Origin of the sequence: Methanosarcina sp. (assembly GCF_028693135.1) — an archaeon.
GTDB lineage: Archaea > Halobacteriota > Methanosarcinia > Methanosarcinales > Methanosarcinaceae > Methanosarcina.
Map to the genome: position 1 here is coordinate 48,975 of NZ_JAQUVZ010000008.1, position 26,857 is coordinate 75,831.

Sequence of the window (26,857 nt, forward strand, 5' to 3'; positions counted from 1 at the left end):
CCCTGTTGATCACGCTGATGTACGGGAAGAAACAGACCAGGCCTCAGGAGATTTTAAGGAATATTCGGGCAGAGAGTCGGTGAAAAAACAAAAGCTTTTTTTTCAAATTGTGCATGTATGTAGAAGATGAGCACCAATCCCATTTCAACTAAGAACGATAAAAGCAAAAACGACAAAGGCAAGAGTGATAAAGGCAGAGTGGTTGTTTCCTGGACCGGAGGAAAGGACGGTTGCCTTGCATGTTACGGGGCAATCTCGGAAGGTTTTGAGGTCTCCCACCTCCTGAACTTCAGAGAAATCCAGAGGCGCGGTTCCCATGACATCAATCCTGACCTGCTTTATGCACAGGCTGAAGCTCTTGGAATTCCCCTTCTCCATAAGGACTATATTTCATATGAACAGGAATTCAAAAAAGTGGTCCGTGATTTAAGGGATAGCGGGGATAAAATAGACGGGGCGGTTTTCGGGCATATCGAGACGCACAAGAACCTTGTAGACAGGATATGTGGGGAACTGGGCCTCGAGTTAATAATGCCGCTCTGGCAGAGGAATTCCGAGCAGATCATAAATAGTCTCATAGATTCGGAGTTTGGGGTGATCCTGCTCAGCGTCAAAGCCGATTTGTTAGGAAAAGAGTGGCTGGGCCGAAAGATCGATGAAAATTTCATATGCGACCTGAAAAAGCACAATCCTTCAATCGACCCCTGCGGTGAAAACGGGGAGTTCCATACCTTTGTTATCGACTGCCCGCTGTTCAAAAACAGAATAAAGGTCATGGAGAGTGAAATGGTCTTGCGGGGAGACTACTGGTTCCTGGAGGTATCAAAGTTCGAGGCCGAGAAAAAATAAGCCTGCATTTTCGGCTTTCCTCTTTTATCATACCTATTTTACTCCGGACCCTACCTTTTTTGCTCGTGTTATGTTGCCCTCAAACCGCAAATTTCCAGCGGTTTTAGACGGTTGTAGATCATTTATTTCAATCCACACACCCGAGTGGGGTGCGACAATCGCAGATCGACGAACTCCGGAAGATCGTGACAATGAACGAGATCATGGTGGTCTGTTTTGCAAAAGTGGTTGAACAGCTGAAGCCGGATATCGTGTATGTCGATGCTGCTGACGTAAAAGCCGAGCATTTTGGCGAAAATCTCCGCAGGCAGTATGCAAAAACCAGTCCTGCCCACGCAAAGAAAATAGAGATAATTTCCATGCACCAGGCAGATTCCATCTATCCTGTAGTCTCGGCAGCTTCTATCATTGCAAAAGTGCGCAGGGACGAGCTTATAGAGGAGCTCAAGAAAGAATGGAACGCGGATTTCGGAAGCGGCTATCCCGCGGACCCGAAGACAAAAGAGTTCCTGTTTAAATGGGGAAAAGAACACGGCGGGAAGTTCCCGGAAATCGTCAGGCAGTCCTGGCAAACCGTAGAAAACATAAGAGAAAAACTGGAAAAAGCCGGAAAAAAGTGAAAAGCCGGAAGAAAAGTAAATCAAAAAGTTTAAGTCAGTTTAATTATACAACTGTGTAGATCTCTTTTTAGTAGGCTACAATAGTTGGGATAACTGATCTTCATGAGTGAAACGATTACATGGTTACATATTTCAGACACTCATTTTTGCAATAAGAAAAATGGGTGGGATTCTGAAGAAATTATTGACAGTTTTTTTGACGACTTAAAAAGAATGAAGAGTGAGTACAATTTATATCCTGATTTAATATTTTTCACCGGTGACGTAGCCTTAGGTCATTTTAATGATTCGTGTGGTCTGTCGCTAAGAGATCAGTATGAAGAAGCTAATGAATTTCTGGAAAGAATCCGAGAGATATTTCCAAAAATACCCATCTCAAACATTTTTATTGTACCTGGCAACCATGATGTGAACCGCACTCTAGTAGGAGAAGGTCAAACTAAATGGCTCAAAAGCCTCCTAATAAATAGTCCGGAAATTGGAAGAAGACGCATCAATGAATTAATAACGGAAAATAATGTGGACTGGAAAAGGTGCATGGAACGTCTAAATGACTATAGAGACTTTTTGAAAAATAGTGGTTATCAGCACCTTCTTCAAGATCCTGATCGTTTGACATATTCAATAATATGTGATATCAATGGTTTTAATGTGGGAATTGCTGGGTTGAATTCTGCTTGGTCTTCATATGGTGGCGATGAAGATAAAGCAAACTTATTGCTCGGAACTTATCAAATATCGGAAGCTCGCAATAAGCTAAAAGAAACTATGCTTTCAATAGCTATTGTTCATCACCCTCCCAACTGGTTTACAAATTTTGAAGACCCAAAAATAAATCGAGAAATTGAAAGAAACTTTAATTTCCATCTTCATGGGCATGAACACCAAGACTGGGTAATGCCTATCGAAAAACATATCCGCATAGCAGCTGGAGCTCTTTACAATAGCTCCGAACAAAAAAACGGATATAATTTTATAAGGTTATATCCTTCAGAAAACAGAGGAGAAGTATTCCTACGAACATATAATAACGGCGTATGGGTACCAAATATTATTGGGAATAAGACAAACAATGACGGCATATGGAATCTAGAGAGTCTCAACATAAATATTAAGAAAAAAGAAAATATAATCAATAGTAAATCGGATGTTGGAGTGCATGAACCTGCTGAGAAGTCCACTCCTGAAATAACTGCTATTTTGGATGAAAATATACAGAAAAATGACTCTTCTTCGAAAACTCTCGCTATTACTAAAGATTTTGATTCCACGCCTGTACAAATTTTGCCTCCTCAGCCTGCTCCGGAATCAAAAGCCACAATATCAAACGTTCCTTACTCAAGGAACACTCGTTTCACAGGGCGTGAAGATAAGTTAAAACAAATTCATGAAGCTCTTCTTTCAGATAATACAGTTGCTGTATCTCAACCCATTGCAGTGTGCGGACTCGGAGGTATTGGGAAAACACAAACTGCGGTTGAATATACCTATCGTTATTGTGCTGAATATGAATTTATATTCTGGGTCAAAGCCGATTCTGAAGATTCGATAATTTCCGGTTATGTCGATATTGCAAAATTATTGAATTTACCGGTTAAAAACGACTCAGACCAGAACAATATTGTTTCAGCTGTATTAAACTGGTTTAGAACTCATGAGAAATGGTTACTTGTTCTCGACAATGCGGATGACACTTCTTTTGTAAAGAATTATCTTCCTCCAGAACCCAAAGGGCATATCCTCCTGACTTCAAGAGCACAAGTTTTTGATGCACTTGAGATTACAGGGTTGGTTGAAATGGAGGAGATGTCTCCTGACGAAGCTAAGAGTTTCCTTCTGAAGCGTACAGTGCGTTCTGATCTACATCAATCTGAATTTGAAGCTCTTGAAAAGCTTGTACATGAACTTGGTTATCTTCCATTGGCTTTAGAACAAGCAGGAGCCTATATTTACGCAAACAACTCCAGCTTTAAAGATTATCTGGTTAGCTATAATAAACGCGGCCTGAAGTTATTAGAAAAATCTCCGATTGATAAGAGCAAGTATCCAGAATCGATATCTACCACCTGGTTAATGAACTTCGAGGAGGTAAATAAAAAATCGGAAGTTTCAGCAGATGTTTTATTTGCAAGTGCTTATCTCAATCCCCACGAGATCCCTGCCGAAATTTTTTATAAAGGCGCGGACGAGTTAGGACCATCAATTTCTGCCGAATTTGATGAGATTGATACAGATCCCCTCGTTTTTGATGAAGTTCTCAACCCACTCTGGCAGTACTCTTTGATCAATCGTGAAACTGGTTGCCGTAATTACGATATTCACCGCCTTGTACAGGCTGTTCTTAGAGACGGAATGGAAAAAAGTGAACAGAAACTCTGGGCTGAACGTGTTGTTAAAGCTGTCAACCGTGCATTTCCTGAAGTTGAGTATAAAAATTGGGAGCTTTGTGACAAGCTTCTTCCACATGCGCAGACCTGTGCAGAATATATTGGATTGTGGGACATCGAGAATGAAGAGTCTGCAAAATTGCTAAACTCAACTGGCAGTTATCTGCATAAACGTGCACGTTTCAAGGAAAGCGAGTCGCTCTTGAAAAGTTCGTTGGAAATTCGAGAGAAAGTTCTGGAACCCGAACATTTTGATATCTCTGAGAGCCTCAACAATTTAGGTGAGCTTTGTAAAGATTTAGGCAGGTACTCGGAAGCAGAACCATTATACTTGCGTTCATTAGAGATTCGAGAAAATACTTTTAATTCAGATGATCCAGCTATAGCAGAGAGTCTTAACAATTTAGCGGAATTTTATAGAATTTTAGGCAGGTATTCTGAAGCTGAACCTTTACAAGTACGTGCATTAGAAATCCGAGAAACTGTCTTAAAGTCAGACCATCCGGCTATAGCAGAGAGTCTAAACAACCTAGGCGGAGTTTATAGCGATTTGGGCAGATATTCTGAAGCCGAACCTCTTTATACTCGTGCCCTGAAAATTACAGAAAGAGCACTTAGCCCTGAACATCCAGATGTAGCGGTCTACCTTAATAATCTAGCCTTAATTTATAGAGATTTAGGCAGATATTCTGAATCCGAACCTCTTTGTATTCGTGCCTTAAAAATTACAGAAAAAGCACTGGGCCCTGAACATCCAGATGTAGGTCGTCGCCTTAACAGTCTAGCGACAGTTTATAGAGATTTGGGGAGGTATTCTGAAGCCGAACTTCTGTATACTCGTGCTTTGGAAATTACAGAAAGAGCACTGGGCCCTGAACACCCAGATGTAGGTAATCGCCTTAATAATCTAGCGACAGTTTATAGTGATTTGGGGAGGTATTCTGAAGCTGAACCTCTGTATACCCATGCCCTGGAAATTACAGAAAGAGCACTGGGCCCTGAGCATCCAGATGTAACCGCCTGTCTTAATAACTTAGCAGTGTTTTTTTATAATCAGGGGAAATATCTCAAAGCCAAGTCCCATTTTGAGCGAGCAACTGATGTTGTGGAAAAAACCAAAGGAGAAAATAGTCTTAAGCTTGCTAGCCTCTTAGAAGAGTATGCTTCTTTGTTAGAAAAGATGGGAAGGAATAGAGAAGCTACAACAAAACGTAATCGAGCTAAAAGGATACGTTCAAAAATTGAAAAAGGAAACAAAAAGTGAGCTCTATTTATCATAGTCTCTGTGTGCGGCTTGCCTGACTGGAAATGGCTTCAAAGATTATTTTATCTCAATAAACTTGCTAACTGAAGCTTAAATATAAATATGTATATCAAAATAGAGCCTCGTTTAATACTTTGCCAATAGAGTTAAACAAAGATGTTAAAAGTAGGTATTGTTTAGAATCATTACGAATTTTTTAGTGAGAATAAAATATACCTTTACCTATTTTTATAAAGTAAAAAGCTCTCTTATCTCAAATCAGGAGGCAACCACAAAATGATGATCGCAGGAATTGATGAAGCCGGAAAAGGCCCTGTAATCGGGCCCATGTGCATAGGGGGCGTAAAGATAGATGAGTCTAAAGCCCATATCCTCAAGGTGCTGGGGGTTGCGGATTCCAAGAAGCTGACTCCAAAAAAAAGGGAGCAGCTTGCAGCCCAGATCAAAAAACACGCAGACGGTTTTTTCGTCCTTGAGATCAGCCCCTCTCAGATCGACGAACTCCGTAAGATCATGACTATGAATGAGATCATGGTGGTCTGTTTTGCAAAAGTGGTTGAACAGCTAAAGCCTGATCTGGTATATGTTGATGCTGCGGACGTGAAAGCCGAGCGTTTTGGCGAAAATATCCGCAGGCAGTATGCAAAAACCAGTCCTGATCATGCAAAGAAAATAGAGATAATTTCCATGCACCAGGCAGATGCCACCTATCCTGTAGTCTCGGCAGCCTCGATCATTGCAAAAGTACGCAGGGACGAGCTTATAGAAGAGCTCAAGAAAGAATGGAACGCGGATTTTGGAAGCGGCTATCCTTCGGACCCGAAGACAAAAGAGTTCCTGTTGAAATGGGGAAAAGAACACCACGGAGAATTTCCCGCTATCGTCAGGCAGTCCTGGAAGACTGTGGAAAACATAAGGGAAGAACTGAAAAAAGCTGAATGAAAGCCTTCCAAAAAGATTTCCAAAAAGATTTCCAGAACCGCCGGCATCTTCTTATAAATCGGACCCAGCGTACTCACCGGTTGCGTATGCTACCGGCTTTTTCCTGGAGAAAATGAACGAAAGAGAAAAGGAAGAGAAAAGGAAGAGAAAAAGAAGAGAAAATAAAATGAAGAATAATTAAAAATATTCGATCTGCAGTCCAACTCCCACTTCCTTAATCCTGCAGACCTTTGAAAGCTCTATTTTTGAATTTAAATCCGTACAGTGGCAGGCGTGAACGCAGGCAGGGTCAAGTTTTTTGAGGAATTCGAGGGTCCCGTGGATCCTTTCTTCTGAGGGTTCCAGGAGATGAAAGCCGCCTATTATATCAAGGACCCTGCTGTCTCCGCAGACTTCTTTTGCATATTCGGTGATATTGCAGATCCCGGAATGGGAACAGCCCGTGATGATTACGAGCCCTTCTTCTGCCCTGTACACCAGGGCCGTGTCGTCCGGAAGAAGGTCGGGAATTTTGTTTCCCTTGCTGTCCTGCACGTATCCGACAGCTGCCTCTGCCTCAAAGGCGAAGTTCCGGGGGATTTCCCCAAGGAAAACGAGCCTCTCGCTCAGCCAGAGGGGAATGCTTGAGAGCTGCAACCTGAAGTGTTCTGAAAGCTTTTTAGGGGTGAGCAGGCTTCCGATTTCCCCTATCCCTTCACATTTTTTGCTTTCGAAGGCGAGGGGATGGGCAACGAGAATTGGAGACCTGCAGGGCAGTCTTTCTATCCCTGCTTCCGTGAAGAGACGGATCAGGGGTTCAAGCCCCCAGCTGTGGTCCAGGTGCCCGTGGGAGAGGACCAGGTAATCGAGGTCCGAAAGTGAAAGTCCCATTTTCCAGGCGTTTTTGAGGAAGATATCCGAATACCCGGTATCAAAAAGGACTCTGGTGCCCGAATCCTCCAGAAGGAAGGACAAACCAGGCTCGGCAAGGAAATACCTGTCAATAAGGGTGTTATTGTCAACAAGGACCGTGAGTTTCATGAGGAGTTTATTTTGCCTGCAGCCTATAATAATATTATCAAATACCTGTGAACTACCCCTGAGCTAAAGAGGCTGTCCGACAATTCAATTTCAAGGCAAAAACATGTAATAAATAAGGTATCTAGAACCTTTAAATTGAAAAAAAAAGGAATTTAATTAAAACTTAATTATTACTGGCAGTAATTATCGGACAGCCTGTAAAAACCCAGGGGTTTTACGCTGTTTCATATAAAAAGCGGATTAGAAATTTTCAGTAATATAATCCGCCATGGACTCAAAAACCTTTCTTCCGTCAGCAGAGCCGAGGATTGATTCGGAAGCTCTTTCCGGATGGGGCATGAGGCCGAGAATGTTTCTTGAAGTGTTTACTATTCCTGCGATGTTTTCCAAAGAGCCGTTGGGGTTGGCTTCATCCGTTGCTCTTCCTTTTTCGTCTACGTAACGGAAAACAACCTGTTCGTTTTCATCAAGTTCAGCCAGGGTCGGTTCCTCAGCAAAGAACTTACCTTCCATATGGGCGATGGGCATCCTTATGACCTCGCCTTTCCTGAACTTCGAGGTAAAGGGAGTATCAGTGGTCTCAACCCTGATGTTTGTCCAGTGGCACCTGAATTTGGGGTACTCGTTTGTGGTAAGAGCCCCTTCGAGAACCCGGGCTTCAGTAAGCACCTGGAAACCGTTGCAGATCCCAAGCACAGGTTTTCCTTCGGCTGCTATTTTTTTTACGGAATCCATAATCGGAGTTCGGGCTGCAATCGCCCCTGCTCTGAGGTAATCTCCGTAGGAAAAGCCGCCCGGAACAACGACTCCGTCAAAACCGGCCAGGTTTTCATCTTTGTACCAGACAGTTTCGGCATCCACACCAACCACGTCTTTAAGGACATGTTGGACATCCATGTCGCAGTTTGTGCCCCCGAACTGAATAATGGCAATCTTCATCTTTTTCCCTCAACCTTACTTTAGTAGTTTCAAAAAATTTAGTTTCTTGATTTTATTCTTCAATCCCGTTATTCCTGCAGGGAGCCCTCAGTTAAGTTCCCTGAGCTGTATAGTGTAGTTGTGGATGAGTGGGTTTGCAATAAGCTTCTGGCACATCTCATCAACTTTCTGCTCCGCAACTTCGGCAGATTCGGCTTCGAGCACTATTTCGTACAGTTTTGCGGTCTTTACGCTTTCAACTGCATATCCAAGGTGTCCGAGAGCCCTTTTTGCTGTGGTGCCTTCAGGGTCAAGCATGCCTGCTTTCTGTTCAATAGTTACTGTTGCCTGGTACTGCATCTTTGTAAGCCTCAATTTTGAATTTTTAAATTATCGGACTTTCACCTGCTTTTCGATAGCCTGAATGCAACATCAGGTGAAAGATAAGGTGAAAGATAAAGTGAGCTTAAAGGTAAACAATTTCCGGTCTGCACCATAATAATTATAAGATGCTTAAAAACGTTGCGTATATTGGAGAGCACAGATAAAAAACTTCCTTCATAGCATGCAAAGTCCTTCAAAATCAAAGCATCCGTTATTGTCTGCAGCCCCACTAAGATTTATAAAATTGCTAATTATAAAATTACAGGACAGAATAGTAAAGTTTTAAATGTATATAAGACGTAATTATATATTGGGTGAGATGTTGGATTTCAATGAACCGGATAACTGGGAATGTAAACCGGATAGTATGGAATAGGACCTGCACCTGACAAGACAGCTCGTCCTCTGCAAATATGGAATCCTGAGGGGCAGCAATTGCTGCAAAGCTTACATGCCGAAAAATAACCTGTACGCTACATGCTGCTGCTGCCTTCACTGTGCGAACTCCATCTGGATAGGGGACGATAAAAGCGCAAGAAATCCCTTTGCTGCCCTGCAGGGGGACCCTGTGTTCGCTGTAAAATTGCTTAGGGAATAATAGCCCGAGTTGCGCCTCCCGAGTTTCGCTTCGGGAGCACGAGGTCCTTTTCGCTGCGCTCAAGAGGACTACTTGATGGGTTTTAGCAGTGAGCTTTGCTTCAGATGACTAAATTACGATTTCTCTGAATCGCACAACCTTATTCGCGTTACCGGGTCGTTCTTGCCACGCTCGACGCAGGAGAGCGGCTTTCAGACAAAAAGAAAAGAAGAGAACAGAAAAGAGAGAAAAAGTCAACAGTAAAAAAGACTGATGCCGCCGATAAAATACTTACAGGTAGAAATTCCCGGGGAAACAGATGAGAGAACAACAAAGACGAACAAATAATAGCGACAGAAAAATCAGAATGAGCGCAACGAAAGCTGAATTAAATTCTATCTGAAGAATGATCTTTTTTGAGTCTTTTTTCTATTTTTTATTTGAGGTCTTTCTGTTGTTTTATGCGGTTTTATGCGGTTTTATGCGGTTTTATGCGGTTTTATGCGGTTTTATGCGGTTTTATGCGGTTTTATGCGGTTTTATGCGGTTTTATGCGGTTTTATGCGGTTTTATGCGGTTTTATGCGGTTTTTGACGGGCCGCCAGACGACTGGCGGAGGCGCTTATATTGACTATGAATTGAATGGCTGTTTTCAGGGTAAGGGGAAGTATTTTTAGCCCGGGGTATTTTCAGAGTGTCAACTTCTCTTAATAGCAGTATTGGTTTGCAGGTTATTTTTTTCTAACCTGGCGGGCCGGTCCAGGTCTCGCGCGGCGCAGGAAGAGAAAACTGAAAGATTTGCTCCCGGATCCCGTAATAGATCAACCAGTTAATCAGGACCCATCACATTTTTTGATCAGCGTTTTTTAATCTGCATTGGAAGCACATTTTTCCAGATCGGTCTGCTTTCCGGGCAGTGCCCCGTATTCAGGCTGGTTGGAGGTGCCCTGCCGAAAGATAGCAAAATAATAAATACAGGGTGGAGTTCGTGTATACCGGACAGAAAAAACAGAATAAAAGGTGTAACTATGTGCGGAATAGCAGGTGTGGTCGGAACCCCCGATAGTAATATAGAAGTAAAGAAAATGCTTGCAGCCCTGGGACACAGAGGACCTGATGCCTGCGGGGTCTATACGGCAGGAAACCTGAGCATAGGAAATACCCTGCTTAAAATAACAGGAGATATGCCCCAGCCTCTCACAGGGATAGGAGCTCTCGTACTCAATGGGGAGATATTCAATTTTCGCGAGCTTGCAGCTGAGGTAGGGATAAAAACCGATTCTGATACCGAACTGCTTTTTTCACTTATAGAAACCGGGGTAAAGGGGGGAAGCACGCCAGTAAACTCTGTCTGCTCCGCACTTTCTAAAGTAAACGGGGACTATGCCCTTGCATATGCCTGCGGAGGAGAACTTGTACTTGCCAGGGACCCTTCAGGAGTAAAACCTCTTTTTTACTGCTCTGGGGAAGGAGCGAAAAAGCCAGAGATAGCCTTTGCCTCCGAAAAAAAAGCCCTTGCTTTTACCGGGAGAAAAGCAAAGCCTTTACCTCAGGGAGGGATTCTGGGTTTCAATGCCGAAAATGGGAAAATAACAGAAAAAACTCCGGAAGGATCCCGGAAGACAAAATCCCCTGAAAAGAGAATATACGCCGAAAAAGAGGCTTTATTTCACCTGAAGGCAGCCCTTAAAAAGGCTGTGGAACTCAGGCTTACCCCAACTGCGGGAATTGCATTTTCAGGAGGAATTGACAGCACCTTTTTAGCAGCCCTGGCAAAGCGGACTGATCCTGACATCTTCCTCTATGCAGTTGGGCTTCCGGATTCCCATGACGTTGCCCAGGCAGAGAGTGCAGCTGAGGCTATCGGTATGAAGAGAAACCTGAAAGTCCATTTCCTTTCGCCCGAAGAAATAGAAGCTGCAGTCCCTGAAGTAATTTATGCAACAGAATCTACGGACCCGATGACGGTTGCAATAGGGCTTCCTCTTTACATAGTTGCAAAAATCGCACGAGAAGATGGAAAGCGGGTCCTTCTGACCGGGCAGGGTGCAGATGAGCTCTTTGGAGGGTACAGGAGGCATGAAGGGTTTTTCGAGCAGGGCCCTGATGTGCTTGACAGGGAGATTTACTCTGACCTTGAAAGCATCTCAACAATTAACCTTGAAAGAGATGATATGGTTACAATGGCAAATTCTGTGGAACTCAGGGTCCCCTTCCTGGATAAAGAAGTAATAAAAACCGGGCTGGCAATAATTCCGGAGCTTAAGGTCCTGAAAAAAGATGGCTTTTATACACGAAAATATATTCTCAGGAAAGCGGCAGAAGACCTGGTCCCTCCGAAAATTCTCTGGAAAGAGAAAAAAGCAATGCAGTACGGGACAGGAGTACAGAAGGTGCTCGACTTGCTTGCCAGGGATTCGGGTTTTTCTAAAAAGCAGGGGAATCATATAGAAAAATACCTAATGCAAATTGCTTCGGAAAAGAGATTCAAATTCATAAATAAGAACTGAAACAAAGGCAGTAATGGACGATCAATCCATTAGATAATAATTTTTGAAGCAATAAGGACATGACCTGAAATTTAATTTAAAGTCTCAAGAGTTGATTTGAAAACTTTTTTATATGATGGTTATCTAAACTGCAGTGTTAACTATAGAAACATAATTGCCAATTAAAAGCAAATTTATTTTTACTCCTGTATGAGAAAAAAATCAAGTAAGCAGGAGTTACATAGTTGCACACGAAAAGATTGGGTCTAAACTCTGCTCGTATTTAGCTAGATTTAGTGATGTCTGGCAGGGAAAATCCGCCTGGACTTGTTCTATAATCGTGAATAGCATAAGAGTGGATACTGTGCAAAATTGTCTCATTTGTGTCCGGAAGAAGCTAAAAACCTCGTTAGAGTCTATCTCATGAAGCAGAGATTTTCTGGAAAAAATTGACACATACAGACTAAATTTTTGCTCAGCAAATATAGATAAAAATTTATAATATTTGATCCAGGTGAAAGAAATGTTAAAGGGAAAATCAGGAATTATTTTCTTGGCAGGTTGTCTCTTTATACTCACAAACACTCCTACTGTTTTATGCATGACTTCATCATCAGGTATTTATGTTGCAGGAGATGGTAGTGGAGATTATAATTGTGACGGCACAGATGACCACATCCAAATTCAACAGGCTCTCGATTATGCAGCATCGAACCCCGGAACGACGGTGTATTTGAAAGGCCCGTTCACTTATAACGTTGATCCTAACAAGATGTATGTAGGATCACATACAACGATAACCGGAGACTCTACAGCAGTTGTAAAAATAAAAAAACAAGACCCAAATTTTCCCACACCATCCTTAACCAGAGCGATATTTCAAGCTAATGGTGGTTCGGCCCAAGATATAACATTTCATGGTTTTGAAATTGACGGAAATATTCTTAATAGCTGGTCAGTTTCTGGTAATGACCACGTAAATATGATACAGCTGTATGGAAGTACAGACGTTACCGTTTATAATATGTCCTTCAAGAATGGGCTAGGGGATGCCATAAAAATCAACCATGATAGCAATGACAATTATGTCCACGAAAACACCAATATCCAAATATATAATAATAAGATTGATAAAACCGGGCATGAGGGTATATATCTATTGCGTGTTTCTAACATCTCCATCCATGATAATTTTGTTTCGTGCAGGAATGATGCTGGAATCCGGTTATTTAATTGCAAGGACGCTTCAATTTTTAACAACGAAATTACTTCTGAGAATCACGGCGGCGCAGGAATTGAGATCCAGAAGAATAGTGCTGTAAAAATTAATAATATTGAAATTTACGAAAACAATATTCATGACATCCGCACAATGGGGATATGGATTTATGGATACGGGACATATGACAAAACAGCCGCAACAGGTGTCCACATTCATCATAACATAATTAGAGGAAATGGGCTGTATACTGATGAAGTAGGTGGCATTGTTCTTCAGGGGTTTGATGGAACTCTCATTGAAAACAATATTATTGACGGGAATTACAGATCCGGCGTAGCAATGAGGAATTCATATGATTATGTTTCCCCGGGTTCTGGATATGTTACAACACTCCGAAATAATATAATTACAAATACGGTTCCCGATACCAGAGCCGGAGGTACAGCCTACGGAGTTTCAAATGATCTGTCCTCAACTCATTCTTTTGTAATGGAGTACAACTGTGTATATAATCCCGGCCAATCTAATTATAATAAAATTTCATCTCATCCAACGGATATTAATGTAGATCCTCTTTTTGTTGACAATAAAGCTTACGATTACCACCTCAAATCAAAAGCAGGCCACTGGAGCGATAGTAGCTGGGTACCTGATACCGTAAGTTCCCCCTGTATTGATGCAGGGTCTCCATCCTCAGATTATTCAAACGAGCCAGAAGATAACGGGAACAGGATTAACATAGGAGCATTCGGAAACACGAAGTATGCATCCCTTTCAGGAATCGCTCCTGTAACAAGATCCCAGGCTTCTGTTGCAGAATCCCAGGCTCCTGTAACAGAATCCCAGGTTCCTGTATCCCAGAACCCCCTAATATCCAAAATGTATGATAATCGAATTCGTGAAGCCTATCCTGAAAACGTCTACTTGGACAAGCCTTACCTAGATGTGGGAAACATTCCCGGAGCAGGGATCTATAGAGATATAATGTGGTTTGACCTGAGCGAATACACCGATTCCGAAGAAATCAGCAGCGCAACTTTCTCTCTTTACTGGTACTATCCAGATGTTTCAAGACCTGAAGATACAGTGATCGAGATTTACAGGCCTGCAGCTTCATGGAATCCTGAATATGTGAGCTGGAATAAAAAAGACAACGGTGTTGCATGGAATAATGCCGGAGGAGACTGGCTGGATAAAACCGGGGTATCTCAGGGCAGCACTCCGTATGCCACAATAACCATTAAAGGCAGTGCCCTTCCTGACAACAGGTACTATGAGCTGGACGTAACAGACCTCGTAAAAGAGTATGTAAGCGGAGAATACGAAAACACAGGTTTCCTGATCAAAACTCGCTATGAAAGTTCCGACTATGTAGCTTTCCACAGTCTCGAATGTGGAAAGGAAGACCTGGAACCAAAGCTGGATATAGTGAACAGCTAAAGCTGGCATACAGCTAAAAAAGCTTGCCTTCAGAATAGATTCCGGAGCACCGAAAAATAAATAATGAAAAAAATGAATGTCTGTGCTCCGGAGGTTTCAAAAAAGCCGGCACAAATGAGTAAGTATAAAACAGTTTGATGGTTATATTCGAGTAGAAAATTATTACATTTGATTTATAACCAGAATTTCAGGGGGAATTCAAATAAAAATAGCAATTACCGGAAAAGGCGGCGTTGGAAAAACTACTCTCTCAGGCACTTTGGCAAGACTGTTTGCAAGAGACGGATACGAAGTCCTGGCAATAGATGCAGACCCGGATATGAACCTGGCATCTTCCCTGGGGATCGAAAATCCCCCAACGCCCCTTGTTGATTTTAAAGACCTTATTCAGGAAAGGGCAGGCACCGAAGGCGGGGCTTTTATCTATAACCCGAAAGTGGACGACATCGTAGACAAATACGGAGTAATAGGGCCTGACGGAGTCAGGATGCTTGTAATGGGTACTGTGGATAAGGGAGGAAGCGGATGCATGTGTCCGGCATCAGCCTTCCTCAGGGCTCTTCTCAGGCACCTGATGCTTAATGAAAAGAGTGCAGTTATCTTGGACATGGAAGCCGGAATCGAGCATCTGGGAAGAGGCACCACGCGCGGAATGGACCTTATGATTGTGGTGGTGGAGCCGGGAGCCCGGTCCCTTGAAACAGCCGAAAGGATAAAAAAACTCTCTTCCGAGATCGGGATAAAACATATTGCTGCCGTAATTAACAAAGGAGGCGCTGGAAAAGTCAACGCAAGGCTCGAAGAGCTGGGCATTCCGGTACTTGGAGAAATTCCTTTTGACCAGCAGTTAATGCAGGCTGACCTGGAAAAAAGGGCACCTATTGATATCGGCGGCGAAGCTGTTAATGCCATAGTGAAAATCAAAGAAAAACTCATGGAAACCGTTGAAGAAATCAGGAAAGAAAACGAGGCGAGTAAAAAGTAAAGGCTGAAACACAGCCTCTAAAATTTTTTTCTCCAATTTTTTTCTCCAATTTTTTCCTACTATTTTTTTCCTGCAAATTTATTCCTGCAGTTTTTTTTGTATTTTCCAGGCTCAGTTAAAGCTACTGTCCGGGGAATCTGTTAGGGTTTCTTTTTTAAAAATAATCCCCAGAAGCTTCATCCTTTTCTCCCTGATAAGGACATCAGTCGGGTCTATTTCCAGAGCCCTGTCGTAAGCTTCCATAGCCTCCCCGTATCTTTCAAGATTTTCCAGGACCAAGCCTTTCTGGTACCAGGAGAAGACATCATCGGAGTTGACCTTAAGGACTTCATCATAACACTCTATGGCTTTTTCAAAATCCTTTAAGTTATTATAGGCAAAACCCTTGAGGCACTTTATTCCCAGATGATCGGGATCAATTTCAAGAGCCTTATTGTAACAGGCAAGAGCTTCTTCAGATCTGCCAATTCTATCCAGGACAAAACCTTTCTGGAGCCAGGCATCAAGATACATAGGATCCAGATTTAAGGCTTTATCATATAGCCTGAGTTTGTCCTCATAATTCTCAGCCTCGCCTGCTTTGATAAGGAGCTGGCTAGGGCCCTCGGTTTCTTCGGGTTTTACTGCCGCTTCCAGCTCATTTTGCTTCACCTTATCGCTTTCTGTGTTAGTTTTTTCCTCTGCCATTTCGGAATCCTCCGTTTTCAGATAAAGATTTATTCGGACCCCTTTCGGAATCATGTCCCAGCCTTATTTTTCCATCTTATGTATGGAATCAGGATTAAACCGGTATTCAGCATTTGGATTTCAATGAGATTACCTTTTATGCTTCTAATTTTACTGAATAAAATGCGATACACAGTTTTAGTCTGAAAAAAGGTTATAGAGAGTCTGGAGAGTCCCTGGTTTTTTGCCGGCTGATTCTCGAAAGGATTTCGGCCTTGATTTCAAGAGCAGAAACAAAGCCCGGTTCCAATTCAAGAGCTCTGTTGCAGCTTTGAAGAGCTTCTTCCTGTCTGTTCAGTTCTAAAAGGAAAAGTCCCCTGCCTGCCCAGAGGCTGGGATCTTCCGGGATAGACTGAAGAGCCGTATCGTATGCTGCCAGCGCCTCCTCAAACCTGCCCATCCTGGAGAACAGGCCGCCGATACACTTCAGGGCTTCCAGGTAATCAGGCCTGATTTTGAGGGCTGAATTGTAGGCTTCAAGAGCTTCTTCTTGCCGGTCAAGTGCAGAAAGAATTGCGCCTTTTCCTGCCCAGGCTTCGGCATATTTAGGGTTTCTCCGGAGCACTTTTTCGTAGCTTTCAAGTGCTTCTTCAAGCCTGCCAAGCCTGGCAAGAACAACTCCTTTATTGTCCCATGCAATTTCAAAAGCCGGTTCAAGCTCAATTACCCTGTCATAAGCATCTATTGCTTCTTCAAGCCGGCCCATTTCCGAAAGGATTACCCCTCTGTTGTACCAGACCCTGAAGTCATCAGGGACTATTGCAAGCACCTGCTCTATAAGCTTCAGGGCAGTTTCAAACCTTCCTGCCTTATAGATCAGTATGGCTTTCTGAAAAAGCGCGGTGGCGTTCTGAGGATCCTTTTCAAGCATCTCGGTACAGGCCTGGAGTTCGTCGAAGAAAGGAAGGGATGAATAAAGGTCCCTTACAGCCAAAAAAAGGGGCAGGATTTCATACTTTTTTCCATCAGCTGTCAGGGTTTTTGTTCCGGGATCGTATGAAAAAACCGCTGGTTCTTGCAGGGCACTTTTCATTCCTTTATCTTCAAGAGTTTTTTCAATTCTTCCAGGCACTGTCTCCAGTTCGGATAAAGATCTGGGGGAAAAGGGGGAATTATCAGCTATGGAAAGGATTGACCTTAGATGCTTTCGGTGTTTTTTGTTATTTTTACTCCAGAGAATGGTTGAAATCCGGCTGCATGCAGTGAAAAATTCATTAAGAGAGACGTACAGGTCCCTGTCCCCGGAACTATTTAAATTGCCGAAACTCCTGAGTGCAATATTACAATGCTCCCGGAGTTCCGGAATAAGTATATCATATTTAGAATCAAGTCCTTTCATTAATACCAAGTCCTCTCATTAATACCAAATCCTCTCATTAATACCAAGTCCTCTCATTAATACCAAATCCTCTCATTAATACCAAATCCTCTCATCAGTACCAGGTCTTCTCATCAATACCAAATCCTCTCATCAGTACCAGGTCTTCTCATCAATACCCTTTCCTTCTGTTCATAAAAGTTCTCTATAGATTGTGTTCAGGAACCTGCAAGCTTGAGGGCAGGTTCTCCACTCAGTGCCTTGAATATGGGCATAAAAGTGCGTTCTGGCTCAGATCAGGCTTAAAATTCCCTTTTTTTCCCACGATCAGATCTACGGATGACCCTCTTTCAACGAGCATTCCACCCTTTGGTTCCTGCTGAATGACATCTCCGAAACGTACACCTGCTACAAAAAGACTCTTCTCTCCAATATTACCGGCACGCAGCCCCGCTTCTTCCAGCTTTTTAACAGCCTGTTCCAGAGGGAATCTTATAACAAGGGGCACTTCTACTTCTTTTTTCTCAGATTCAGAACCCGGTGTTTCTGTTTCAGGTACTTCTGGCCCGAGTACTTTTGGAGTGCTGCTTTTACTCTCTTCTCCCAGAACCTCTTCAAGAAGCTCAACAGCTCCGCTGATCCTGAGGAGTGTTTCATTCAGGTTTTTCTTCCTGTTTTCAAGTTCTACAAGCTTTATCTCGATATCTTTAAGGATTTTCTGGCCTGACTCGTATTCAGCCCTGAGTTCTACCAAACGCTGTTCAAGTTGTGCTTTCATAGTCCTGTAAACCCCTTTTCATAAACTTCAGCAGAAAACCCGTTAAATCTTTAGATTTAGCGGGTAGTTGACTCCAGTTTTCTTTCTATCCAGCTTCTTTTAAATTAAGTAGTTTTATTTTTGATTTAATTCCTTTATTTAATTCCATCTATAATTTCAATCCAATACATTTTAAGTTTTATATTTTCACTCATTAGTAAAGGGTTCTATGAATGTTATAAAATGAGTGTTATACAGTTTACTATATGTCCAGAAAAGTTTACAGATAAAAGAAACTGGAAGAATCATTGCTTCTGAGTTCTATTTAAGCCTTAAACCTTACACTATCTTTGAAACATGGATATATCAGGACCTGTAAGGTAGTCAACTGCCCCATGCTAAGCATTGTGGCTTGCAAAAGCCCTGGTTGACCAGTCTAAGTCTTAATTGACTACGTTGGAAATGTCATGATACCTACGAATGCTTCCTCAGTTTGTAGCTCTATCGTGTAGCATTAAAAGTCCTGAGAGGTAGGGGCGGTGTGCTATACCTGACAAGCATATCCAACATTGGCGAGGGGAGGCGGTTTTCCAAAACCGTGTTATCTGCTACGGAAATTTGATTCCAAAGCAGAGTGGAGAAATCCAAACGTGGAAAGGAATGCCAGAAAGTTGACGGCATTCCTCCCTGCGCTAAAGCAACAGGGCTTCCTGCCTGTCACATGTGAGTAATAAGGAATCATTTGTATGAAGGAGTGATTTGTATGGAAACCGCAAATTCCGAGCAAATTAAGGAAATAAATGAGTACGGAAAGGAAATAATCGAATTGCTTCAACTGGAAACTTCACCAGTAGCAGTAGCTCTGGTTCCGAAAGGAGCCGAAATTCCGAAAGGGATACAGCAGATCAAAGAGAGAATGAAGCACTGCCAGATGGTGGACCATGTGCGCAAAACAAAAGAGGAGTTTTATGCCGTTCTTGAAGACCAGGCCTGCAAAGGAGGAGCTGCAGCAATGGGGCTTGGGCACATGCCTCCCAAACTGGCAAGCGGGGAATTTTATTACGATAAACTGAAGCATTTTAAGACCCTGGAAGCTTCTAAAAAGACTCTTGAAAGAGTCCCCATGATTGAGGCAGAATCCATGATTGCAGCCCTTTACGCACCTCTTGAAAGTGCAAGCTTCGTGCCCAATGTTGTTGTGATAATCTGCTCTCCTAAACAGATGATGCTCCTGACCCAGGCAGCTCTCTACAAGGAGGGAGGGAGAGTTGAAGCCGAATTTGCAGGCAAGCAGAGCCTCTGTTCCGATGCCGTTGCCGAGCCCTACCTGACAGGCAAAATGGGAATAACAGTCGGCTGTACGGGCAGCAGGACATATACGGGCATTCAGGAGTCAGAACTGACGGTTGGCATTCCCGCAAAAATACTGACGGATCTGGTAGAAGGGCTAAGGGCGATTGTTGGAAAAGCTCCTGCGCATTGATAAACAGAAGAAGAAAGAGAAGGAAGAAAAAGAAGAGCATACTTTAAAAGGTCAACTTTCAAGAAGATCAGCCTTCAGGGAGATATATTTCGGAAAGGTATGTTTTCAAGAAAGTTTTCAAGAAAGTTTTCAAGAAAGGGATCCTCAAATCTCTGTTCCCGTTTCCAAAATGGTGTTTTTCTTAAAAGAAGTAAAGGATTACAGGCAGTAAAATAACGCCCATTGCATGGGATTTCCTGACTTTCATAAAAGATGGGAGCATGCCTATCGGGGTAGAAATTATAAAGAGGAAGAGCCCGAAAAACCCTGTAAAAAGAAAGACAGTTATTGCAAGCCCTGCAAGGACCCCGGTGCAGAGTTTTGTGTAGTCAAGTTTTTGGAGCATATGGTGGGCGTTATTCCCTATCCAGACTGTAGAAAAGTATGAAAAAAGGGATGTTAGGAGGATAGCGGCAAAAAAGAGCAGTATTACCTGAAAACCAAGTGACCCGATCCCCAGGATTTCATTCACGGCAGCCATTGCCCCACTGCGAGTCTTTCCTATAACCAGAAGGGCTACCAGCCCGAAAATAGCATTTGAAGTATTTACTCCGGAAACCGAGACAATGAACTCCTTTGAGCTTTCAAGAGTCTGGCGGTCCGCATAGGGATCCGAAAAAAGAACGGATTTTTGCCCTCCAGGCACAGGTTCGGAGTTTTCTTTATTTATGGACCTTCTGTCAAAGTCAGACCTTACAAAGAGCCCTGCCAGAAGGGCAGCAATAGCAGACGAAACTCCGGGCAACCAGGCTACAAGGGAACCTGCAGTGCTGCCCGTTAACACTCCCCTCAGGATCCTTTTTCGGGAAAGTTCAAATTTTGAGACGGATTCTTCGGGGATTTCGGAGCTTGTGAGAAGGCTTATAATGAGCTGGGATGCCCCGAAAAGTCCGCTGAGAAGAGGGAGGAGCACAGATGCCTGCCCGAGAATTATGACCGGGACCAGTAGATTTTCTCTGGAAAAAGCAAAGAGCCCCAGAGCTCCTGTGATCAAAAACAGGAAGAGGGCAAAAGCTTTGGATCTGTATTTTGCAAGTGACCCCTGTCCCTCTACTTCCTCGCCTTTCTCGCTCGCAAGCATGATAAATACAATCGCTAGCAGAACCCATGCCATATACTCTTGCAGATAAGGGTAAATAGCCCCGAAGAAAAGTGAAAAAGGCAATACAAAAAGCATGGATGCAACTACCGAGCCTGCACTTCCAAGAGCAGAGAGACGTACTGCCTCTGCACCTGCACCTTCAAGTAAAAGCCTGTGCCCTGGAAGGACCGCAAGTGCTGTGTCTCCGTCAGGCGCCCCTAAAAACACAGACGGAATAATGTCATGGAACGTATGTGAGACCGCATTTGAGAGGATTATAAGGGCTATGTAAAAAGGGGCAATTCCCTTCTCAGCCAGAAAAGGTGCAAGAGCTACAAGCGCAAGTGCAAAATTGTTTGTATGTATGCCAGGCAAAAGCCCTGAAAATATACCAAGCAGGTAGCCTGCAAGAACAGAAAAAAAGAGCAAGAATAAAGAAACTTCTTCCACTCAGCCGGCACCCCAGAAACTAATTACTTTAAAATTAGAGTTACTTGATATAATAGTTTACACACTTACTATTAATAATTTATTTTCCTACTGAATACAGTTTATTTTTAATATAGTGTATTTGAAGTCTGAAACAGTTCAATCGAAACTGATAAAAATATAAATTCCAGGAAGAAATCAGGACGAAAGAGAATAAATCAGAATAAATAAATAAATAAATAAATAAATAAATAAATAAATAAATAAATAAATAAATAAATAAATAAATAAATAAATAAACATGATGATAACAGAAATAACAAATAAAAAGAGATTGAAAAGAGAGCAGGAAACATAGAACAGAAGAAAAAGATGAAAAAGATGAAAAAGATGAAAAAGATGAAAAAGATAAAAAAGGAAAAGATAAAACAACTTAAGTAAATTTGATCAGAATTTCAATTTAAGATCAAAAATTTTGGACCTTATATTATAAATAAATTTCCTTTGAAATAATATCCCTTTACCGGACAGAGGGGGTTCTACCAGAAGCTATAAATAGAAGAATTTGCCAGCGCAAACAATTTTAGTTTACCGGTATGATAAACCACTTGAAAATTTTGAATGCGCTGTATTACATCAAGGAAAATGAAAAATCATTTCCACTTATGTTTTATATATAACAGTTATACTATTATGTGTAGTTCTAAATGCTAATATTGAATGGGGTTCATGAGAGCATTTAGCAAAAAACAGCAGATAAGGACAAATGAGGTTCGCCATTCCTCAATCCTGCTCTGCGCAACCCGGAACCCCGCCCGGATAGGTGACCACATAGGTTTTTTGCCATTCCTCGGTCCCCGGCTCCGGGAGAGGTTTCGAAGTCGGAAGCCGGAAATGAGGTTCGCCATTCCTCAACCGGCCCCCGTAGATATCAGAAACAACGGAGAAGTGAGAGGCAAATCCCTCTCTAAAACTATTTTTACCTCTCACTTCCATCCTGTTTTCTAACTATCTCATTCTGTTTTCTAACGAATCCTAACTGTGAAATCAATTCTCTTCATTTCCAGATGTGCGACATTGCTCCGTAACCATATCCCATAATTTTTGCATCAGGGCATTTCCTCAATCTTCAACCTCTTTCTTTCAATCTTTACGCCCCTTCTATAAGTCTTCTTTTTGCTTCCTTTTATCCCCCTCTCTGATTACTTCTGCCTCTTCAGACTCTCCCCTGCCTGGCTGTTCCTCTTTCAGATCACTTCCTCTCGCAGGCTGTATCTCTTTTTTGTCACTTCCCCTTCCCAGCTGGTTATGCCTTTTCTCATCCCCTTTTCGGTCTTTTTGTTTTTTCCCCATGATTTTTCCGATCTCTTTTTGTTCTATGAGATTATCTCTTACTCAAAAGAACTTATCCGGCTTCGATTCTTGCCGCTGTTCCGGATAGAGCTCCTATTTACCTGAAATAACCTCTTTTTTCAGTTGCTTTTACCTTTTTACCTGTTTTTCGGCTCCCTTCCCGGGAACATCAATAAGGACAAATTCCGCAGGTGTGCCGGAAGAAGCAGCCTCCATATGGACAGCCTGTTCCTGTTCAATGCGAGCCTGGTATCCCTGTCCTATCCTCTGGCCATTGACACAGAGTTCACCTGCAGAAATATAAATGAAGATGCAGCGTTTCTCCGGTGAATTAAAGTGAATAATGTGCTCCTTTTCTAAACTGGCCTGGTAAATTGTTGCATCGGCGTTTATCTTCAGAGCGTGCTCAAACCCCTGGCCCGAAGCAAGGGGAAGTAACTGGTTCTTCCACCCTGATGCCTCGAATTTTTTCTGCGAGTACGCAGGCTCAAGGCGGCTTACGGAGGGTAAAATCCAGATCTGGTAAAAATGCAGTGGTCCATTTCCTGTGTTCAACTCAGAATGCTGTATTCCGGTACCTGCGGTAATGCACTGTACCTCTCCTTTTCCAAGGATTCCTTTATTCCCCATATTGTCTTCATGTGTAATCTCCCCTTCAAACACAACTGATATAATTTCCATTTCAGAATGAGGGTGAGTTGAAAAACCCCTGCCCTGCTGCACAGTATCGTCGTTAAAGGCACGCAGGCTTCCGAACTGGACGTTATCCGGATCATGATAATTTGAAAAAGAAAAAAGCATGTAACTCTTCAGCCATCCGGAATCTTCAAGATGTCTGGATTCGGCTGGCATGATTCTTATTACAAAGAAGCCCCCTTTTCCATTTCCCCTGTAATTATTAGAATAATTGAATAATAAGTAAGGTTTGATTACTGAAAAGGATAAACCTTTGGAAACATAGTTTCGGAACAAAGTTGAGGAAGCGTTTTGAAGCCGATTAAAAAATACTCCTGCTTCTCCAAAAGGCACGTAAAAAACCATATATACGAGGGGTCCCTTTCCTAAAGCAGCCTGTCACAATTAAAATCTGTCACAATTAAAATCTGTCACAATTAAAATTATTCATATCAAAGAAAAATTATTTAAAATACTCCCAATGCGCACGGCCACTTATAAATATGCCCACACGCATTTCCCGTTTTTTCCAGATTATTCATGCAAAGTAGAAAAAAGGATTAAAAAAGGATTTCAAATGACAATTAAATGTAAAAAATGTAATCATGAAGCTGTTATTTTTCAAAAATACTCCGGTATGCATCTCTGCAAAAAACATTTTATAGAGGACGTTGAAAGGAAAATCAAGCTGACAATCCGGAAAGAGTACAACATCAAGAAAAATGATGTAATAGCCGTTGCTCTGAGCGGAGGAAAGGACAGCTCAGTTGCTCTCTATATAATACATAAGGTCCTGGGAGAAAGGCCTGATATTCAGATCGTGGCAATTTCAGTCGATGAGGGCATACATGGATATCGTCCCCACTCCCTTGAACTTGCAAAACAGCTTACAGAAACGCTCGGAATCCGGCACATCATAAAATCTTTTAAAGACGAACATGGGGTTACAATGGACGATCTGGCTGTAATGGACCGGGAAAAAGGCACATGCAGCTACTGCGGAGTTCTCAGGAAAAGCGTCCTTAACAGGGCAGCGCTTGAAATAGGGGCAACGAAACTGGTAACCGGGCACAACCTGGACGATGAAGCTCAGACCATTCTCCTCAACCATTTCAGGGGAGATATGGAACGAATGGTCAGGCTTTCTCCTTCTGCAGCAATCGAAGGGCTTGTAATGAGGGCAAAGCCCCTGCGGAATATTCCTGAAAAGGAAGTGGCACTCTATGCCCTGATAAACTCCCTGCCTGTGGACTTCAGCGAGTGCCCGTATGCAGGAGAAGCCCTTCGAGGGGAAATAAGGGAATTGTTAAACAGCTTTGAGGTTAACCACCCGGGCACCAAGTATTCCCTTCTCCGTGGCTTTGACAAGCTCGTAGGAGCCCTTAAAAAGGAGCTACCTCCTGCAAAAACCGAGAAGTGCAGGATCTGCGGGGATACCTGTACTGAAGATCTCTGCCAGGCGTGTAAAATGCTCGGCAGGACCTGAATCAAAGCAGAAAAGAAAAATAGAAAGCAGAAAAAAATAGAAAGCAGAAAAGAAAAATAAAATTTTGTGGTGGATGTCCACCACTTATATTGCTGTGAGATTTTTGGGTTCGTCTGCAAGGTCGCATAAATAGATATCATTACCAGCCGCACCATCAACATAGTTCTTGTCTATTCCCCATACAACAGTGTTATTGTATACTTCTGGTGTCGTATAAACTTCTTCAAGATAGTTATATACTGGTGTGCTTAGTCCTGTAGATATGTTATATACATATACTCCAGGCTTGCCTTCATAATCATCAACACATTTATTGTATACAATTTTATCATTTTGTATGGCAATGTGCGTCCCTGTACTGGCGCCGTATTCATTTCCATATGGATCGGTGTCAAGTTGATGTGTGATGTCTATGGTTTTCTTTGTTGATGTATTATACATCGCAATATATCCCTGATGATTATATACGTCAGACCAGATGACTTTAGTATCCCATATACGCGGTATGTTTGGATCTCCATATGAATTGACAGTTATTCTTTCCTTCGTATTGAGGTCATACATTCTGATAGTTATATCCACTTCCGGATCTTCTGAATATGAGTAATACACCACTTTTGTGTCATATATGTCGGGATTACTACCATTTCCGATTTGAGTCTGTGTAGATGTAGATATGTCTCTCAGATACACACTATCATTTGCACTCCAGACGATTCTGTTGCCGTAAATAGCAGGTTTGCTATATTGGTCTACATTCTGCGTGATGTAACTTTTTGTGGTTGTTGGTATATCGTACACAGCAAGCCTTGGTGTTCCACTGCTTTCATCATGCCACACTAACTTGCTGTCGTAAATCTCCGGACTGGAGGCCCCGGAAGAGCTAACCGTAGTGTCTGTTCTGTTGGTCAGGTCGTATAGATGAATTACAACCCCATTTGTCCATACTACATTGTTACCATAAACAGCAGGCTCGTATCCGGTGCCAATTTTCGTAACTTGAGCCGCTGAAACTACGACTGAAATTAAAATCAAAAAAACAAAAACCAGAAATGTTGAAGCTAAAGCTATTGAACATAGCTTCCCCTTATTTTTCATTTATTTTCCCCCATGTAGCTTTATTTTTCAAGGTTAATGTACAGTTTATATGATTCGGATATTTTTCAGGTTCTGTAATAATATCTGAATAATCTATTATTAAAGTCACATTAATCCAAACCAGGACTATTTGCCCAACCAATTATGTGATAAATTAGTAAAGAGACTAAGTAATTATATAATTTTACGAATAAAATATTTTTCTAACCTTTGTTACATATCGATTTTTGTTATGAACTAAAACTACAAACCTCAATTCGATATCAAAAATTGCTTTAAGACCTGAGGTAAATGGAAAATTAAAAAACAGCAATATCTCAGGAACCTCATTGTCAGGATGCACAACATCGGGGAAAATAGATGGGGAGCCCATGATGTCCAATTCCAATGCTCTAATAGCTGATCCAGGCTACCGTCACGATTACATCCTTACAAACCCGCCTTTTGGAAAAAAGAGCAGCATGACCTTCACCAACGAAGAAGGCGAGCAGGAAAAGAAGACCTCACTTACAACCGGCAGGATTTCTGGACAACCACAAGCAACAAGCAGCTGAACTTTGTGCAGCATATCCATACAATTCTCAAAACAGGTGGGCAGGCAGCAGTGGTATTGCCGGACAATATACTGTTTGAAGGCGGAGCCGGAGAGACCATCCCCAAAAAACTTCTTGAGACCACCGGCCTGCACACAATCCTGCGCCTGCTGACAGGCATTTTCTATGCAAATGGCGTAAAGCAAACGTGCTTTTCTTTGAGGCAAAACCCGCAGCTAAAGAGCCCTGAACAAAAGAAGTGTGGATCTACGATTACCGCACCAATGTGCATCACACATTGAAGAAGAACCCGATGAAGTTTTCAGATATGGAAGACTTTATCAAATGCTACAACCCGGAAAATCCGTCCACAGTCGTAAAGAGACCTGGAGTGAAGAAGCTCCCGAAGTCAGGTTTAGGAAATTCAGCTATGAAGAAATTGCAGCAAGGGATAAAACGAATCTGGATATCTTCTGGCTCAAAGACAAAAGTCTCGCTGATCTGGACAACCTTCAGGATCCCGATATTCTTGCAAATGAAATAATCGAGAATATGAGGCCTCACTTGCAAGTTTCAAGGAGATTATGGCCACGATCAATGGAAACGGGGAATGTTAATGGAAACGGGGAATGACAATTGAAAAGTAAATTTCACATATGTGCTAAAAATCAGTGAAGAAGAAAATTACCATTTACATGTCACAAACATCTTTAAAACATTTTAAATCTAAAATTTAGATACAAGAGAATTGCAAAATTGGATGGAGCAAGATGGGACATATA

The 26,857-nt window shown here is 42.2% G+C and carries 24 protein-coding genes; 13 read left to right on the forward strand and 11 right to left on the reverse strand.

Annotated elements, in window-relative coordinates; all coding sequences use genetic code 11:
- The first annotated feature begins 126 nt into the window (after positions 1–126).
- From PHF18_RS05825 to rnhB (PHF18_RS05840), 4 genes are all read left to right on the forward strand, one after another.
- On the forward strand, positions 127–849 hold the full coding sequence (locus PHF18_RS05825; RefSeq protein ID WP_300099631.1) for a diphthine--ammonia ligase: 723 nt from the start codon (positions 127–129) through the stop codon (positions 847–849).
- Positions 850–998: 149 nt separating this feature from the next.
- Positions 999–1,469, forward strand: a complete 471-nt coding sequence (gene rnhB, locus PHF18_RS05830) for a ribonuclease HII (protein WP_300099634.1) — start codon at positions 999–1,001, stop codon at positions 1,467–1,469.
- A gap of 102 nt (positions 1,470–1,571) precedes the next feature.
- Positions 1,572–5,120 carry an FxSxx-COOH system tetratricopeptide repeat protein gene (fxsT, locus tag PHF18_RS05835; protein ID WP_300099637.1) on the forward strand — a complete coding sequence of 1,183 codons (3,549 nt, stop codon included), beginning with the start codon at positions 1,572–1,574 and terminating at the stop codon, positions 5,118–5,120.
- Positions 5,121–5,396: 276 nt separating this feature from the next.
- On the forward strand, positions 5,397–6,062 hold the full coding sequence (rnhB, locus tag PHF18_RS05840) for a ribonuclease HII (RefSeq protein WP_300099640.1): 666 nt from the start codon (positions 5,397–5,399) through the stop codon (positions 6,060–6,062).
- Positions 6,063–6,239: 177 nt separating this feature from the next.
- Here rnhB (PHF18_RS05840) and PHF18_RS05845 read toward each other — a convergent pair whose 3' ends face one another.
- From PHF18_RS05845 to purS, 3 genes are all read right to left on the reverse strand, one after another.
- On the reverse strand, positions 6,240–7,082 hold the full coding sequence (locus PHF18_RS05845; protein ID WP_300099644.1) for an MBL fold metallo-hydrolase: 843 nt from the start codon (positions 7,080–7,082) through the stop codon (positions 6,240–6,242).
- Positions 7,083–7,322: 240 nt separating this feature from the next.
- Positions 7,323–8,021, reverse strand: a complete 699-nt coding sequence (purQ, locus tag PHF18_RS05850; protein ID WP_300099648.1) for a phosphoribosylformylglycinamidine synthase subunit PurQ — start codon at positions 8,019–8,021, stop codon at positions 7,323–7,325.
- Positions 8,022–8,108: 87 nt separating this feature from the next.
- On the reverse strand, positions 8,109–8,360 hold the full coding sequence (gene purS / locus PHF18_RS05855) for a phosphoribosylformylglycinamidine synthase subunit PurS (protein WP_300099787.1): 252 nt from the start codon (positions 8,358–8,360) through the stop codon (positions 8,109–8,111).
- A gap of 1,629 nt (positions 8,361–9,989) precedes the next feature.
- Here purS and PHF18_RS05860 point away from each other — a divergent pair.
- The 3 genes from PHF18_RS05860 to PHF18_RS05870 all read left to right on the forward strand — a co-directional run bounded on the left by PHF18_RS05860 (position 9,990) and on the right by PHF18_RS05870 (position 15,097).
- Entirely contained in the window at positions 9,990–11,471 is a 1,482-nt protein-coding gene (locus PHF18_RS05860) for an asparagine synthetase B (protein ID WP_300099651.1), read from the forward strand.
- 580 nt (positions 11,472–12,051) lie between these two features.
- Positions 12,052–14,112, forward strand: a complete 2,061-nt coding sequence (locus PHF18_RS05865; protein ID WP_300099655.1) for a disaggregatase related repeat-containing protein — start codon at positions 12,052–12,054, stop codon at positions 14,110–14,112.
- A 196-nt stretch (positions 14,113–14,308) separates the two neighbouring features.
- The gene (locus PHF18_RS05870; RefSeq protein WP_300099788.1) at positions 14,309–15,097 is read left to right on the forward strand and encodes an AAA family ATPase; all 789 of its coding nucleotides are present in this window, start codon (positions 14,309–14,311) and stop codon (positions 15,095–15,097) included.
- A gap of 111 nt (positions 15,098–15,208) precedes the next feature.
- On the opposite strand, the gene PHF18_RS05875 is transcribed toward PHF18_RS05870, so the two are convergent.
- The 3 genes from PHF18_RS05875 to PHF18_RS05885 all read right to left on the reverse strand — a co-directional run bounded on the left by PHF18_RS05875 (position 15,209) and on the right by PHF18_RS05885 (position 17,919).
- The gene (locus PHF18_RS05875) at positions 15,209–15,784 is read right to left on the reverse strand and encodes a tetratricopeptide repeat protein (RefSeq protein ID WP_300099658.1); all 576 of its coding nucleotides are present in this window, start codon (positions 15,782–15,784) and stop codon (positions 15,209–15,211) included.
- A 193-nt stretch (positions 15,785–15,977) separates the two neighbouring features.
- Positions 15,978–17,162: a tetratricopeptide repeat protein gene (locus PHF18_RS05880; protein WP_300099661.1), complete on the reverse strand. Its 1,185-nt coding sequence runs from the start codon at positions 17,160–17,162 to the stop codon at positions 15,978–15,980.
- A gap of 232 nt (positions 17,163–17,394) precedes the next feature.
- Positions 17,395–17,919 carry a PASTA domain-containing protein gene (locus tag PHF18_RS05885; protein WP_300099664.1) on the reverse strand — a complete coding sequence of 175 codons (525 nt, stop codon included), beginning with the start codon at positions 17,917–17,919 and terminating at the stop codon, positions 17,395–17,397.
- Between the two features lie 742 nt (positions 17,920–18,661).
- On the opposite strand from PHF18_RS05885, the gene PHF18_RS05890 reads away from it, so the two are divergent.
- Together PHF18_RS05890 and PHF18_RS05895 are read left to right on the forward strand one after the other, a co-directional pair.
- Positions 18,662–19,381, forward strand: a complete 720-nt coding sequence (locus PHF18_RS05890) for a DUF169 domain-containing protein (protein ID WP_300099667.1) — start codon at positions 18,662–18,664, stop codon at positions 19,379–19,381.
- On the forward strand, positions 19,359–19,592 hold the full coding sequence (locus PHF18_RS05895; RefSeq protein ID WP_300099670.1) for a hypothetical protein: 234 nt from the start codon (positions 19,359–19,361) through the stop codon (positions 19,590–19,592). The genes PHF18_RS05890 and PHF18_RS05895 overlap by 23 nt, the downstream gene beginning before the upstream one ends.
- On the opposite strand, the gene PHF18_RS05900 is transcribed toward PHF18_RS05895, so the two are convergent.
- The 4 genes from PHF18_RS05900 to PHF18_RS05915 form a co-directional block, all read right to left on the reverse strand.
- Entirely contained in the window at positions 19,563–20,951 is a 1,389-nt protein-coding gene (locus tag PHF18_RS05900; protein ID WP_300099673.1) for a tripartite tricarboxylate transporter permease, read from the reverse strand. The two genes, PHF18_RS05895 and PHF18_RS05900, sit on opposite strands and share 30 nt — an antisense overlap.
- Before the next feature lie 762 nt (positions 20,952–21,713).
- Positions 21,714–21,926: a hypothetical protein gene (locus tag PHF18_RS05905; RefSeq protein ID WP_300099676.1), complete on the reverse strand. Its 213-nt coding sequence runs from the start codon at positions 21,924–21,926 to the stop codon at positions 21,714–21,716.
- Positions 21,927–22,091: 165 nt separating this feature from the next.
- Positions 22,092–22,283, reverse strand: a complete 192-nt coding sequence (locus PHF18_RS05910; protein ID WP_300099679.1) for a hypothetical protein — start codon at positions 22,281–22,283, stop codon at positions 22,092–22,094.
- A gap of 129 nt (positions 22,284–22,412) precedes the next feature.
- A complete protein-coding gene (locus tag PHF18_RS05915) occupies positions 22,413–23,135 on the reverse strand; it encodes a pirin-like bicupin family protein (RefSeq protein WP_300099682.1) in 723 nt (240 codons plus the stop codon).
- Positions 23,136–23,535: 400 nt separating this feature from the next.
- Here PHF18_RS05915 and PHF18_RS05920 point away from each other — a divergent pair, with 400 nt between their 5' ends.
- A complete protein-coding gene (locus PHF18_RS05920; protein WP_300099685.1) occupies positions 23,536–24,444 on the forward strand; it encodes a TIGR00269 family protein in 909 nt (302 codons plus the stop codon).
- Positions 24,445–24,528: 84 nt separating this feature from the next.
- Here the strand turns inward: PHF18_RS05920 and PHF18_RS05925 are convergent, their stop codons facing one another.
- Entirely contained in the window at positions 24,529–25,542 is a 1,014-nt protein-coding gene (locus tag PHF18_RS05925; RefSeq protein WP_300099688.1) for a hypothetical protein, read from the reverse strand.
- 329 nt (positions 25,543–25,871) lie between these two features.
- Here PHF18_RS05925 and PHF18_RS05930 point away from each other — a divergent pair, with 329 nt between their 5' ends.
- Genes PHF18_RS05930 through PHF18_RS05940 form a run of 3 tightly spaced genes read left to right on the forward strand, consistent with a single transcriptional unit; the run spans position 25,872 to position 26,708 of the window.
- Positions 25,872–26,096 (forward strand): hypothetical protein, encoded by a 225-nt coding sequence (locus PHF18_RS05930; RefSeq protein WP_300099691.1) that lies wholly within the window; start codon positions 25,872–25,874, stop codon positions 26,094–26,096.
- Complete coding sequence (locus PHF18_RS05935) at positions 26,093–26,377, forward strand: N-6 DNA methylase (protein WP_300099790.1); 285 nt, start codon at positions 26,093–26,095, stop codon at positions 26,375–26,377. The genes PHF18_RS05930 and PHF18_RS05935 overlap by 4 nt, the downstream gene beginning before the upstream one ends.
- Positions 26,378–26,420: 43 nt before the next feature.
- On the forward strand, positions 26,421–26,708 hold the full coding sequence (locus PHF18_RS05940; RefSeq protein ID WP_300099694.1) for a hypothetical protein: 288 nt from the start codon (positions 26,421–26,423) through the stop codon (positions 26,706–26,708).
- Positions 26,709–26,857: the final 149 nt, after the last annotated feature.

Excerpts from the sequence above, each read along its gene's own strand:
- PHF18_RS05825 (WP_300099631.1), top strand. The coding sequence starts at position 127 with ATGAGCACCAATCCCATTTCAACTAAGAACGATAAAAGCAAAAACGAC.
- fxsT (WP_300099637.1), top strand. The coding sequence starts at position 1,572 with ATGAGTGAAACGATTACATGGTTACATATTTCAGACACTCATTTTTGC.
- rnhB (WP_300099640.1), top strand. The coding sequence starts at position 5,397 with ATGATGATCGCAGGAATTGATGAAGCCGGAAAAGGCCCTGTAATCGGG.
- PHF18_RS05845 (WP_300099644.1), bottom strand. The coding sequence starts at position 7,082 with ATGAAACTCACGGTCCTTGTTGACAATAACACCCTTATTGACAGGTAT.
- purQ (WP_300099648.1), bottom strand. The coding sequence starts at position 8,021 with ATGAAGATTGCCATTATTCAGTTCGGGGGCACAAACTGCGACATGGAT.
- purS (WP_300099787.1), bottom strand. The coding sequence starts at position 8,360 with ATGCAGTACCAGGCAACAGTAACTATTGAACAGAAAGCAGGCATGCTT.
- PHF18_RS05860 (WP_300099651.1), top strand. The coding sequence starts at position 9,990 with ATGTGCGGAATAGCAGGTGTGGTCGGAACCCCCGATAGTAATATAGAA.
- PHF18_RS05865 (WP_300099655.1), top strand. The coding sequence starts at position 12,052 with ATGACTTCATCATCAGGTATTTATGTTGCAGGAGATGGTAGTGGAGAT.
- PHF18_RS05875 (WP_300099658.1), bottom strand. The coding sequence starts at position 15,784 with ATGGCAGAGGAAAAAACTAACACAGAAAGCGATAAGGTGAAGCAAAAT.
- PHF18_RS05880 (WP_300099661.1), bottom strand. The coding sequence starts at position 17,162 with ATGAAAGGACTTGATTCTAAATATGATATACTTATTCCGGAACTCCGG.
- PHF18_RS05885 (WP_300099664.1), bottom strand. The coding sequence starts at position 17,919 with ATGAAAGCACAACTTGAACAGCGTTTGGTAGAACTCAGGGCTGAATAC.
- PHF18_RS05890 (WP_300099667.1), top strand. The coding sequence starts at position 18,662 with ATGGAAACCGCAAATTCCGAGCAAATTAAGGAAATAAATGAGTACGGA.
- PHF18_RS05905 (WP_300099676.1), bottom strand. The coding sequence starts at position 21,926 with ATGGAAGTGAGAGGTAAAAATAGTTTTAGAGAGGGATTTGCCTCTCAC.
- PHF18_RS05910 (WP_300099679.1), bottom strand. The coding sequence starts at position 22,283 with ATGGGGAAAAAACAAAAAGACCGAAAAGGGGATGAGAAAAGGCATAAC.
- PHF18_RS05915 (WP_300099682.1), bottom strand. The coding sequence starts at position 23,135 with ATGCCAGCCGAATCCAGACATCTTGAAGATTCCGGATGGCTGAAGAGT.
- PHF18_RS05920 (WP_300099685.1), top strand. The coding sequence starts at position 23,536 with ATGACAATTAAATGTAAAAAATGTAATCATGAAGCTGTTATTTTTCAA.
- PHF18_RS05925 (WP_300099688.1), bottom strand. The coding sequence starts at position 25,542 with ATGAAAAATAAGGGGAAGCTATGTTCAATAGCTTTAGCTTCAACATTT.
- PHF18_RS05940 (WP_300099694.1), top strand. The coding sequence starts at position 26,421 with ATGCTACAACCCGGAAAATCCGTCCACAGTCGTAAAGAGACCTGGAGT.